The organism is Martinezella sp. CNPSo 3959 (assembly GCF_057784355.1).
The window spans coordinates 84982-97680 of the sequence record NZ_JBXSOV010000016.1; the positions used below are offsets into that span (position 1 = coordinate 84982).

Sequence of the window (12699 nt, forward strand, 5' to 3'; positions counted from 1 at the left end):
CTTAATCCGCCGTCACGCAGACTGCCCCTCAAGGTTCTAGGTGACGGAAGCTACAGCTTCCCTCAAGGCGCTCGATTCAGGGTGTCAAAGAGCGCTGTGATGTCAGCTTCGTTGATCGCGTCACCGACATACCAGCTCAAGGTATCGTAGAAGCCCAGGAAAGAGCCATTGAGCTTTTCGAGGATGGCCATCGCTTCATCGCCGGAGATGCGGAGCTTCCTCGCCAGCAATTCTGTCAACGCAGGTATCGCCCGTTCATTCGCGAAAACCAGCGCTGGCGGCGAAAGCGCGGAAAGGGCTGCCGGAGGGAAGCGCTCGGAACGGCAAGCGAGTCGGCTTTCGAGGCGGATATCGCGCGAGGAAGCCGCCGCCTCGATGATGAAAGCTTCTGCATCGAGCACCCACGCACCGTGCGCGGTATCGAAATATTGGAAATCCCGCGCGGAGAGCGTCAGGGTCACAACCTTGGCTTCGCCCGGTTGAAGCTCGACCTTGGTAAACGCCTTGAGTTCCCGGATCGGCCGCCGGTGGTTGGGCTTTATCGGACGGACGTAGAGTTGGACGATTTCCTTGCCAGCCACTTGGCCGGTGTTGCGGATGGTGACGCCCACCCTGCAGCCCATCGACGGGCCGATTTCCTGCCTGTCGAGTGCCATGCTCTCGTAAGAAAAACGCGTGTAGCTTAGGCCATGACCGAAGGGGAACAGGGGCGTCACTGCCTTGAGGTCATAGAAGCGATAGCCGACGAAAATTCCTTCGCTGTAGACATGCCGGCCGTTCTCACCGGGATAGGTGTGCCAACCGGGAATGTCCTTGATGCGGATGGGCATTGTCGTGGTCAGTTTTCCGCAGGGGTTCTGTTCGCCGAACAGAACGCGGGCAATGGCTTCGCCGCCGCCCTGGCCGGGATAAAAGCAGGCCAGCACGGCCTGCGTGGCACCCAGCCACGGCATTTCGACTGCATCCGGTGTCGTTAGAACGACGATTACTTTCCGGCCGGCCTCAGTGAGCGAGCGGATCAGGCTGTCGTGGCCGGCCGCCAGTTTCAAGGTGTCGCGATCATTGCCTTCGCCGTTGCGCGACTTCTCGTTCTCGGTGAAGATGATGACTGCGTCCGCTGTCGTTGCAGCATCGAGAACGGCTTGTGTTTCACTCTCCATCGGAATGCTTTGCGCTGTCGGGAAAGGCACGTGACGTACCTTCAGATGTTCTCCCGCACGCGCTGCGATCCGCTCCAAGGGGCTGTCGACACGATAAGGATTGGTCGTCGCTGACCCCGATCCCTGGATCGTCGGGACCAGGGCGCCATCGCCAACAACGAGTATCTCGCCGGTAGCAGCCGCATCGAGCGGCAGTGTCTGCTGTTCGTTGCGCAGCAGCACGATGGACTCAGCCGCGATCTGTTGGGCGAGGGCGTGATGGCGGTCCAGATCGACAGGGGCTGCGGGCAGCCTCTCGGCATGACAGCGGCGGACGAGGCCGATAACCCGCTCACAAGCCCGATCGAGTATGTCGTCGGCCACCTTGCCTGCTTCGATAGCCAACAGAAGCCGTGCCTTGCGGGGTTTGCTTTCCGGCATGTCGAGATCGGTACCGGCTTTAAGCGATGCGGGCCGATCCTTGATGGCGTGCCAGTCAGACAGGACAAGCCCGTCATATCCCCATTCATCCCTCAGGATGTGTTTGAGCAACCAGTGGCTTTCCGCCGCTTGAACGCCGTTCACCGGATTATAGGCGCTCATCACGGTCCAGGGCGGGCTCTTGCGGATCGCCCGCTCGAAGCCGGCGAGATAGATCTCCCGCAGAGCCCGTTCATCCACATCGGAACTGGTCGTTGTCCGATCGATTTCCGAGTTGTTGCAGGCAAAATGCTTCAGCGAGGCACCGATACCGTTGTCCTGCAGGCCGGAAATCAGAGCGGCGGCAAGATCGCCGTTGATGACCGGATCCTCCGAGTAATATTCATAGGCGCGGCCGGTGAGCGGCGTCCTTCGTGTGTTGATACCCGGTCCGAGCAGGAGATGGATTCCCAGACTGCGGCATTCGAGAGCGAGCGCTTCGCCCATGCGATACAGCAGGTCCACATCCCAGGAACAGCCGACGAGATTGCCGTTCGGAAAGCAGGTGGCTGGTCGCGTCGTGCCGAACATGCCGCCTTTATCGTCGGCCTGTTGGTTAATCAGGTCGAGGAATGCGGCGAGGCTTTCTTCATCGCCGGTGCCGGCATCTATCTGGGTTGTCGAGTAGCGCACGCCGTAGGTGCCATCCGTCATCAGAATCGAGTCGATCCCCAGCCTTTCGATTGCGGCTGTTCTCCAGAGGCCTTGGCCACTGACGAGAGCGACTTTCTCATTCGTGGTCATGGAGGTGACCAGCGCTCGGATTTCCGCATCGTCCGCTTCGGGCATGGTGTGTCTTCCCCTATCTGAGTGAATGGGCGCGGACCACATGTGGTGCCGTCAACAGATCTTCTGGAGCAGTTCCATCAGCATCATGCGCTCGGCAGCTGTCAGCGGCCCCAAGGTCTCTTGCGAAATCTCCAGCGCAATGGAGAGATTACGGTCTACAGTGGCCTCGCCTTCGTCGGTCAGTGTCAACACCAGGCGTCGTGCATCTGCGGGGTCGGGCGCGGTGTGCACCAGGCCACGCTTGACGAGGCGGTCGACGACCCCCTTGATCGTCGCCATGTCCATTGCGGTTTCGCGGCCGAGATTACCTTGCGAGCAGGGCTGCAGATCCTTGAGCTTGACGAGCGCCGCCCATTGGGTGGTCGTCAGCTTCTCGGAGATCAGGCTGGCGAAGATCGAGACGTGGCGTTGGTTCGCCTGGCGCAGGAAGAAGCCGATCTGTTCGCCCAGTGCATATTGGGTGTGGTTCGGTTTCGCTGCCATATCTGCACCCTTCGTTCCCCGAGCCTTGTCCTTGAGTGGAATATCCATCTTGTCTCTCAGCCGGGCTTACCGCCGCCGAAGCGGGCAATCCAAATCAACGTCATACAGTCCACAAACCCAGAATGGCTTCAGTTGTCAAAATTTCAATCTGCTCCGAAAACCTCGGCGCCAGACGCGTCAGTACCATCTCATGTGCCATCATGTCGCCGCTCGCCAGAGCGTCGCTGGCGAGGACCACCCTGTAGCCGAGATCGACCGCGTCCAATGCGCTCGCATACACGCAGACATCAGTCTCGACACCGGTGAACACAAGCGTATCGACGCCTTCGCTATCAAGACGATCGATAAAGCCGGGAGTTCCGAAGATCGAAAAGGTTTCCTTGTCGATGATTGACCCCGGCTGCGCGAACGCAGCCAGCGGTGCAACGAGATCCAGCATCCTCGGATCGAGTTCGTCCAGAGTTACCGTTTTCCAGCGCTTATAATAGGCTTGCCATCGGCCTTTCGCCTCCTCGGGACGTTGCGCGACGATGAAGCGGGCAAAGACCGTCCTTTCAGGCCTGGCCTCGGCAAGCCGCTGCACATTCGGCACGATGCCTGCGAGGGCTGGTGTAAACCAGGGCGTTTCCTCGGCGAAGAGCCGTTGCATGTCGATGGCGACATGCAACGTGTTATGGGACAACGGTGCCCTCGTCATTGTCAATCCACAACGCAAACGGTGTGTTCCGGCGACCAGTTCAGCGTCACGCTGTCACCTTCCTTGAGGACGGTGCCGTCTCGGTTCTGAACGAAGAGCTTCAGCGGCAGACCGTCTTTGGTCTCCAGGAGATAGGAGAGCACCGGCCCGGCGTAGATGACCGTGGTGATCCGCGCCGTGAGGCTGTTGCCTTCGGCATTCCCCGCAGAGATCGACATCTTCTCCGGCCGCACTGCGAGCGTCACTTTCGTGCCGTTGGCAGGCAGGGGGCTTGCGCTGCGCGCTGTCGTACCGTCGGAAAGCCGCACCGCACCGTTCTCGACGGTGCCGACAAGGAAGTTGGAATCACCCAGAAACTCCGCGGCGAAACGCGTCAGAGGCTTCTCGTAGACAGTCTCGGGGGCGCCGATCTGAACGATGCGACCCTTGTCGAGAATGGCCACCTTGTCGGACAGCGTCAGAGCTTCTTCCTGGTCGTGGGTGACGAAGATCGTCGTCAGGCCGCTCTCGCGCTGGATCCGCAGCAGTTCGACCTGCATCTCCTGCCGCAGCCTACGGTCGAGCGCGGACAGTGGCTCGTCAAGCAGCAGCACGCTCGGCTTGATGACAATGGCGCGTGCCAGCGCTACACGCTGTTGCTGGCCGCCCGAAAGCTGCTTTGGCATCCGGTTGCCAAAACCCGGCAGACGAACCATTTCGAGAGCACGATCGACTTCTTTGCGGGCTGCGGCACCCTTGATGCCGCGTCGCTCGAGACCGAAGGCCACGTTCTGAGCGATCGTCATGTGCGGGAACAGCGCGTAGGACTGGAACATCATGCCGATGTTGCGGCCCCATACGGGTATGTTCGTGACATCCCTGCTGCCGATGGTCACCACACCCTGGTTGGGCTTGATGAAGCCGGCGATGATGCGCAGGAGCGTCGTCTTGCCGGAGCCTGAAGGCCCAAGAAGACTGGTGAACGAGCCCTCTGGGAATTCGGTGGTGATATCGGCCAGAACCGGCGTGGTACCGTAGGTCTTGGCAACGGAATTGACGTTAACGTTTGTCACGGGTGTCTCCGGGCTTGGCGAAGCGCGCGAAAATCAGGATCACGGTCATCGAGCCGAGCAGAAGCACAGTCGAGATCGCATTGATTTCGGGGGTGAAGCCCTTGCGGATCGAGGAGTAGATCTGAACCGGCAGCGTGGTGAAGCCGGGCGTTGCGAGGAAATAGGAAATCACGAACTGGTCGAGTGAGACCGCGAAGGCAAACAGGGCGGCGCCCAAGATGCTGGGGTAAAGCAGCGGCAGGGTGACGGAGAAGAACGCATGAACGGGGGTGGATCCCAGGCTCATGGCCGCCTCTTCGAGGTCGGCCCGGATTGTCCGGAAGCCGGTTCCCACCACCAGGACTACATAAGGGATGGCAAGGGCAACATGACCGATGATAATCGCGTGCATGCCGCGGCCGATGCCGGTCCAGTAGAAGAAGATCAACATCGCCGTGCCGGTGATCAGCCATGGAATGGCGATCGGCGGCAGCAGCATGATCTGCAGGAAGCTCTTGCCACGGAAGGTGCTGCGCGACAGGGCAACAGATGCCAAAGTGCCAAGCGTGGTTGCGACAACCGCCGTAATGACGGCGATGATGATGCTGTTCATACCAGCAGTGAGCAGAATGCTGTTGTTCCAGAGCGCCTCGTACCAGCGGGTCGAGAAGCTGAACGGCAGTTCGTAGAGCGGCGAGGCGTTGAAGCCCATCGCCATCATCACGAGGATCGGCGTGTAGAGGAAGACTAGTACGGCGATCAGATAGAAACGACCAAGCGATCTCATTCGGCGTTCCCCTTTTAAGCTGCCGTGCCGCGGCGCAGGACGCCGGAGAACGTGCCGAAGATTGCAAGTACGACGGCGAGCAGCGTGAAAGACAGCGAGGCGCCGAGCGGCCAGTTGAAGGCCTGCGTGAACTGGTCCTCGATGACGGTGCCCATGGTGACGCCGACGCGGCCGCCCAGAATTCGGGGTTCCATGAAGGACCCGATGACCGGGATGAAGGTCAGCACGGCACCCGAGATCAAGCCTGGAGCAGCCATAGGCACGAGAATCTTGAAGAGAATTGTCCACCACCGCGCACCAAGGCTGGCGGCCGCTTCGATGATCGCATCATCGATCGTCACCAGCGCGATATAACAGGTGAGGATCATGTAAGGCAGATAACCATGTACCAGGCCAACAACGACTGCATAGCGCGTATAGAGGAAGCCGATCGATCCAGCATCCGGTAAGACCATGTGGAAGATGGTGTCGAGGAAGCCGTTTTCGCGCAGCACCATTGTCCATGAGAAGATACGGACAAGGCCGTTCGTCCAGAATGGTAGCAGGATGAGGATGAGCAGCATCTCGCGCGTCTTGCCGAAGGTAGAACGAGCAAGCGCAACGGCTGCCAGGAAGCCGAGCACGGCGCAGGCAAACGTCGTCCAGAAGCCGATAAGCAGCGACGTGAAAGCAATACCGATCAGATAGGGCTGGTCGATGAAGGCACGATACTGCTTCAGGGTAAAGACGATCGGCGCCTTGCCCATTGGAGTTGCCGCCATGAAGCTGAAGACCAACATGGTCAGCAGCGGGAGAAAGACGGCAAGCGTCAGCCAGCCATAGGTTGGCATCAGCAGCGCCGTCGTCGACACCCAGGACGGCAGGGGACGCCGCACGCGCGGACCCGAAGGTCCGCGCTCTGACGCCGATGTCAGATTGTCATTCTGCATAGAAGGCTTTCACTTCCTGCCACAGGTTGTTGAAGGCTTCACGACGGTCATCCGGCAGAGCCGACATGATGCCCATGGTCTTCAGGTATTCCGGCTTGTGAACCTGGCGGCTCAGGTCGTCGGCCGGCAGGCTTGCAAGTGCTGCGGAGTTGGACGATGCCGGTGCGCCGACTTTGGTGGCCCATTCGAGGTAGAAGGTTGGGTCGATCAGCCAGTTTGCGAAGACCAGTGCGCCTTCGGCGTTGGGAGCCGACGCCGGAATACCGAGACCATCGACCCAGCCGATGCCGCCTTCCTTGGGAACGACGAAATCGACAGGCAGCTTCGAATTGCGCTTCGAACGGACCGAGCCGCCCGACCAGAAGAGCGAAAGGTCGAACTCCTTGGCTGCAAAGGACTTGTTCCATTGGTCTTCCGTCGACCACAGCAGCTTGACGTTCGGCTTGATGGACTTCAACGCGTCGCGGATGGCACCGAGATCCTTCGGGTTATTCATGTCCTGACCGGTCATCAGGGCGCCGGCGGCAACGCAGATAATCGCATCGTCGTCCATGGCAACGCGGCCCTTGTAGGCGGGATCCGCCAGAACCTTGTAGCTGTCTGGAACAGGCATGCCGTCGCGGATGGCGAGCGAAGTCATGCCCCAGACCCATGGCACCGCGTAGCCCTTGCCATCCTTCAGGAAGTTGGCGTTGGAGCGCAGATTTGCGTCGATCGTCGCAGCGTTAGGAACCTTGCTGAAATCGATCGGCTGCAGGAGGTCTTCCGCGGTTGCCTGCGCGCAGCGCGCAGCGTTGAGAACGACGAGATCATAGGCGCCCGGGTTGGTGCGCAGCTTGGTCAGCATTTCCGACTCGGAGCTGTAGTAGTCGTGGACGACCTCGATGCCGGTCTTCTCGCTAAAGGCCTTGATCGACCAGGCTTCGTCAGTGCCGTAACCCTGCCAGTTTAGAACCGTGATCTTACCGGCGGAAAAGGCCATGCGCGGCATGGCCGAGAAGGCAGCGCCGGCAATGACCGCTCCGGACATCAGCTTCAGCGTGTTGCGTCTTGTGATTTCAGTCATTTGGAACCCCTCTTGAAAATCTATTCTTGTCAACGGCCGCGGCGGCGGCGGCCGACCTCAGGCTTCACGCAAGTCATCGGCAGTCCGCCTACTAAAAGCGCGCCATATGATTTGTATGCAAACTAAATTGACGTGAGGCTGACGACCGGTCACGCCCAATTGGAACGTACGGGTTCTCCCAGCGCCTTTCGGCGCAGCGTTAAATCCTAACCATTCTATCAGGCATTGCTGTTATGAATTTGCTATCGCGAGCGTGTCGCTCCCGATAGGCAATTCCGTTCAACCCTCATGCTCTTCCGGCATTCTTTTTATTTGTATGCAAAGTAATATGGCTGATCTGCGCCTGTCAAGTTCCATCAGGCGCCAATACCACTCACACTGTCAAAAAATAGACATCCAGTTTCCGGCCGTGCGTGGCCTTTGCGATTTCGAGACGCGCGCCATCGGTACTCGCCTCGAACCGAACTTCCTGGCCATCGAGATGTGCTGCCACGATGCGGTCTGGCTCGACCTTCGGAAGCGCGACAAACCCGTCGTTGCCCGTCGGAGTGATGGTGCAGGAGAAACGTGCATCACTGACAGCGATCTGCGTGAACGATGTTTGCAGGTTAGTCTTCAGCGATGCGCGGCCGTCCAGGCTCATTTCCAGCAGGCCATCGGCGATCGAGACTGAAAGCATTCCTGAAGGCGACAGCATCGGACCGACGGAAAGGTCAGTCCCCGCATTGTGAAGGGTCCAGCCGCTCCAAGGATCGAAGTCGATGATCTCGCCGACAGCCATCAGCGGCAGCATGGCGGCCCAGATGTAGAAGGGATCCGTATCGCCTTGGTCCATCGCTTCGCCCGTCGTGGCGTTATAGTTCTCCGCCGCGATCCGGTCCGTACTCCAGGACTTCATGAAGAGCTCGTAGCTCTGCCGCGCAAGCCTACTCGCCTCCGCTGCAAAGCCGTAGCGGCGCAACCCGAGCCAGACCATGTAGTTGACGTTCGGCCAGATGCGGCCACGCCAGTAGACATTGTCGGCAAAGGCGGGATCGTCACGCGTCGCGTTCGGCAGGACGTAGTCCCCGCCGAAGGTGGTTTCGTCGCTGAGGTGTTGGAGCAACTTCTCGGCCTGCTCGGACGTGGCTGCGCCACATAGCAGGGGATAGAAGCTGGTCGGCGAAAGCGACCGCACAAAGCCGCCCTGGCGCTGCCGGTTGGCGAAGATGTTGCGGTTTTCATCCCACAGATTTTCCGAGATCAGCTTGCGGCAGCGTTCGGCGATGGCCGCGAATTCGCTGGCATCATCCTCCTTGCCGAGAACCTCGGCCATCTTCGACAGCATTTCGGCATCAAGCGCGGCCGCGCAATTCAGCCCGAGATCGAATGTCGAAAGGGTACGCGTGATGGGATCGTAGACGGCCTCGTCATGAGTGGCCGAATTATCCATGCCTGTTTCGTTGCGGGCGGCAAAGTGCGTGCCCTTGTAGAGACCTTCGCCGACGTCCGATGTGCCGCAGGACAGCAGGCCGAAGGCGTCGGGATCGCGGTGTTCGCGCCACCAACGCTGATTGCGGGCCAGCGCATCATAGCTTGCCGCCAAAAGCGAACGCTCGCCGGTGCGCTGGTAAAGCTGCCAGGCAACGAGCGCGCCGTTTGGATGCTGGCTGCGGTCCACCCAGGCATCATTCGAGGTAACGATGCAGGCGATATTGCCCTGAGGGGTGGCGCTTGCCATCGCCGTTGCCATATTCTCGCGGGCGAGATCGGCGTCGAAGACACCGGCCAGCAGAGCGGCAAACAGCTGATCATTGTACCAGACGGCGAATTTGCCGAGATTCCAGATACGCGTCACAGCCGTATAGGGCCGGGAGTTGGTTTCATCCCAGATCGTGTTCCAGGCGACGACGTCGCGGATCGCGTCCAGAGATCCTTCGTACGTGCCATTATGGGCGGTGGGAGCAGCGCTCGGGTTGTCGGCCGCAAGGCAGGTCTGTGCTTTGAGAACCGCAAGTTCGGCGCTGTCGGCCACGGCGGCGGCATAGGCTCCCTGGCGCATCATTTCCAGATTGAAGCGCAGGGCGATCACTGGCGCCTCGTTTTTCCGGCTCGCAGTGTAGAAATATCCATTCGCCTCGAAATCGGCGCGCAGGTCGTCGATCGTGTCATGGCCAGTCACATGCACCGGAGCCTCGGCCGTCGCCACCGCGACGAAGCGCGTGCCGATCTTGACGAGTGTGACGTTGCGGCCGGCTTCATGCGTGACTACTTCTCCGTCGTCTGCCGAAATCGCCAGGGTCAGCCAGAAGCGCAGCCCCCATTCACCACCCGCTTTGCCCTCCCAATTTCCGCGAACCGCGAAGGGATCGGACTTCTCGGTTCTGAAGGCGACGGTGGTTCCGCTATGTTCCGTTTCCAGTTCGATCAACGATCCGTCGATGGCATGGCGGCCGAGCCGCACCGTGTTGCGACGCGGCTCGATGGCTGACGTCGTCCGGCTGCGCGTGGAATAGAGAACGGGCGTGATGCGCACACCGAGCGGCAGAAACACCATTTCCGCCGGTCTGTCGGACCAGCTGTTCCAGGCGCGCATCAGGGGAACGGTAGAATGTTTCAGCATGGTTCTTATTCCGGTCTGTTTTGCAGCGGTATGAGCAGGGGTGTGGCTGTCAGCCCACTCTGGTCCGGGCCGCTGCCGAGATAGGGTGTGTTGTCGTAATAACGGTTTGCCGCCGTGTTGGCGACGTGAAGCTCGAGTTCATGGGTGCCGGCGGAAAGGCGGCCGAGCCCTAAGCGATAAGGCCGCCAGCCGCGGCGTCCCGCTTCGGTTCCATCGATATAAGCAGTGACCGCTGTATGAACGGTCGGCAGTTCCAGCATCCTGTCGGCCTCGGTTTCCGTTGTGAAGGAAAGCCGGTAGACGCCCGTGCCGCTGAAGGCCGGAAAGCCTTGCTCTTCCCAGCCGCTGTCAACGGAGATAGGCGCGAAGGCCTGATCTTGGCCGGGCGCGAATGTCCAGCCGTCTGCCAGAGCAATGAGCCGGTTTCGCTCAAGCGCCGGTCGGCTCGATAGATGGCCGATGGCGACAGCCGCCTGGTCGTTTTGACGGAGACGGATGCAGCGAACTTCGTGCGGTTCCAACTCTACGGTCAGCTTGTGAACGGCGGCGAAGGCTTCGACAGACCCTTGTTCCACCTGCCATATCGCATAATCGAAGCCATCTCCGAACAAGATGTCAAAGCTGATATCTTCTGCGCCATCGTTGAAAACGACCATCCTCCACCAGCCGTCAACGTCATGACCGATCCATTGCCACGGCCTTTGGCCCGAAATCTGCGGACCGTCGAGCGTCAGGGTCGATAGGAGGGCGGACACCGTTTCGGCATTGGGCATCGCTGTGGTGTGCGACGTGACGCCAACCGAGCCGGAGACTCTCTCGCCCGTGCAAACCGTGGAGACGGTTTCGCCCGAAGACCAGATCCGACCGCCGGCCTTCGTGAAGGCATCGAGCTTTTGAAGCGTAACAGCCGTTTCCAGCACCGTCACCGAAGGCAGCACCACCGCGTCGAACGCGAGACCGGATGCAAGCAGACGTCTATCTTCTATAGCCGCGTTTGCGATATCCGCCTCGCTCACGAACATGAAATCGCAGCCCTGCGCCAACAGTTGCTCGCACCAAGCGCCGATATGGGTGGCATGGCCGTGGCGAGGCCCTTCGGCGAAGGCAGTGTATAGAGGATAGAGAATAGCAATCGGCGCCTGCGGCCTTGCAGGTTCGATAAAGGCGGAAACGCGTGCGATCTCTTCGGCGAAGAGGTCGTGATAGGGCCACCACGGCTCGAAGTTGATGCCGGGCGCGAAGTCGAAGCGCGGATTGGTGAAGGGCGTCGGGTCGTTGTCGAGTCCATCGGTCTGGTAGACGCCGTGCCAGAGGAACTGCCGTGTGCCAAGGCAGGCAAGGCGGATTGCCTGGGCGCGCGATGCCTCCAGCGTCACCTCCCATTGGCCGGCAGCGCGCATTTCAGTGCGTTCGGCGCTGAAATAGGTCTCGACGACGCAGCGGCTGCGTCCATTCGAGCGGGCGACGGAATCACCCATCTTGGGAGCCAACTGTGGCGTGAGATTGTTTGCGTCCACGACCGTTTCGTGCCTGATGGCGTCGATGCCGAAGAAGTCCACCGCCGGCGCGACGCGCGGATCGATACTTGTGAAGCCGCCATTGGGTGCCCATGAGCTGACATGAGCGAGGATCTCATGCCCCGTGAGGACGATCCCTTTTCCTTCCGCCCAGCCCCTGAGCGTGCCGAAGAATGCATTGTTCATCAAGGTGGAATAGGCTGCGTGAAACAACGCACGCAGTCGCAAGGTTTCCGGCCCAACGTTACGCACCACCGCGAGAAGGGCGACGGCGAACGACACGCCCGTCTTGGACAGGGCACAGTCTTTCAGCGCAGGCGCAAACAGCAGGCTGTTGCCGAGATTTCCCGCCATCTGGTCCCAGCGATAGAAGCCGGGGGCCGGCTGATCGTAGAATACAGATCCAACGGGATCGGGCACGCGCTTGCCAAGGGCTGTGACGATGGGTTCGAGGCCAACGTCGATGAAACGCTGGGCTGCCTCCGGCAGCAGATAGTTGATGATCCGTGATGTCGCGGATCGCGCGCTTATGAAGACCGTCAGCGTCCAGCCGAATGCGACCGCGCCATCATAGGAATAGGTGCAGGAAGCACGATCGGAACCTGTGATGCTGACCTGCGATGTTACGTCGATGATCTGATCATATGCCTCGATTGGGCCGGAGGGATGCAGCACTGCTGCCTCGACTGTCCATTCGCACCATTCGATGTGGCCGCCTTCATATTGCCAGGCAATGATGTCGGCGCCCATCTTCAGCGTGAATGCCGGATGGATCCTGCTTATCGTGCCCTGCGTATCTGCCGAAGACGACCAGAACAGGTGACGCTCGCGCAGTTCGTCACGCCCTTCTACGGTCCTGCCACCGGCATGGCCGCTGATCCAGTTATAGTCGTCATAAATGCCAAGCTTGAGCCCGAGTTGAGCCGCGATGTCGGCGGCCAGCCTGTAGGCTGACAGATAGTGCGGTGACAGGTACTGTTCACGCGGCAGGGCGAGTCGCGCCTGGATCAGGATGGTGCCGATGCCCTTCGCCTGGAAATCGGCAAGCTGTGTCCGGCAGGTCGCCTCATCGGGAATGCTATGCCAGAACCAGTAGGCTGAAGGACGAAATGCGGCAGTCGGGCGCTCAAAGAGGGCCCGACTTTCGTTATCCGCAATGGCCGCTGTTTCAGGCAATGT

At 60.1% G+C, this 12699-nt stretch carries 9 protein-coding genes; all 9 read right to left on the minus strand.

What is annotated here, in order from left to right; genetic code table 11:
* Window positions 1–62: 62 nt before the first annotated feature.
* A complete protein-coding gene (locus AC13RE_RS25165; RefSeq protein WP_488564940.1) occupies window positions 63–2408 on the minus strand; it encodes a beta-glucosidase family protein in 2346 nt (781 codons plus the stop codon).
* Between the two features lie 51 nt (window positions 2409–2459).
* On the minus strand, window positions 2460–2939 hold the full coding sequence (locus AC13RE_RS25170) for a MarR family winged helix-turn-helix transcriptional regulator (protein ID WP_488564941.1): 480 nt from the start codon (window positions 2937–2939) through the stop codon (window positions 2460–2462).
* Between the two features lie 52 nt (window positions 2940–2991).
* The gene (locus AC13RE_RS25175; protein WP_488564942.1) at window positions 2992–3588 is read right to left on the minus strand and encodes a cysteine hydrolase family protein; all 597 of its coding nucleotides are present in this window, start codon (window positions 3586–3588) and stop codon (window positions 2992–2994) included.
* Between the two features lie 2 nt (window positions 3589–3590).
* Window positions 3591–4640, minus strand: a complete 1050-nt coding sequence (locus AC13RE_RS25180; protein WP_488564943.1) for an ABC transporter ATP-binding protein — start codon at window positions 4638–4640, stop codon at window positions 3591–3593.
* A complete protein-coding gene (locus AC13RE_RS25185) occupies window positions 4627–5406 on the minus strand; it encodes an ABC transporter permease (RefSeq protein WP_488564944.1) in 780 nt (259 codons plus the stop codon). Before AC13RE_RS25185 ends, AC13RE_RS25180 begins: the two co-directional genes overlap by 14 nt.
* A gap of 14 nt (window positions 5407–5420) precedes the next feature.
* Entirely contained in the window at window positions 5421–6335 is a 915-nt protein-coding gene (locus AC13RE_RS25190; RefSeq protein WP_112336077.1) for an ABC transporter permease, read from the minus strand.
* Window positions 6325–7401 carry an ABC transporter substrate-binding protein gene (locus AC13RE_RS25195; protein ID WP_488564945.1) on the minus strand — a complete coding sequence of 359 codons (1077 nt, stop codon included), beginning with the start codon at window positions 7399–7401 and terminating at the stop codon, window positions 6325–6327. Before AC13RE_RS25195 ends, AC13RE_RS25190 begins: the two co-directional genes overlap by 11 nt.
* A 373-nt stretch (window positions 7402–7774) precedes the next feature.
* Window positions 7775–10003 carry an MGH1-like glycoside hydrolase domain-containing protein gene (locus AC13RE_RS25200; protein WP_488564946.1) on the minus strand — a complete coding sequence of 743 codons (2229 nt, stop codon included), beginning with the start codon at window positions 10001–10003 and terminating at the stop codon, window positions 7775–7777.
* 5 nt (window positions 10004–10008) lie between these two features.
* On the minus strand, window positions 10009–12696 hold the full coding sequence (locus AC13RE_RS25205) for a carbohydrate-binding protein (protein ID WP_488564947.1): 2688 nt from the start codon (window positions 12694–12696) through the stop codon (window positions 10009–10011).
* Window positions 12697–12699 lie beyond the last annotated feature (3 nt).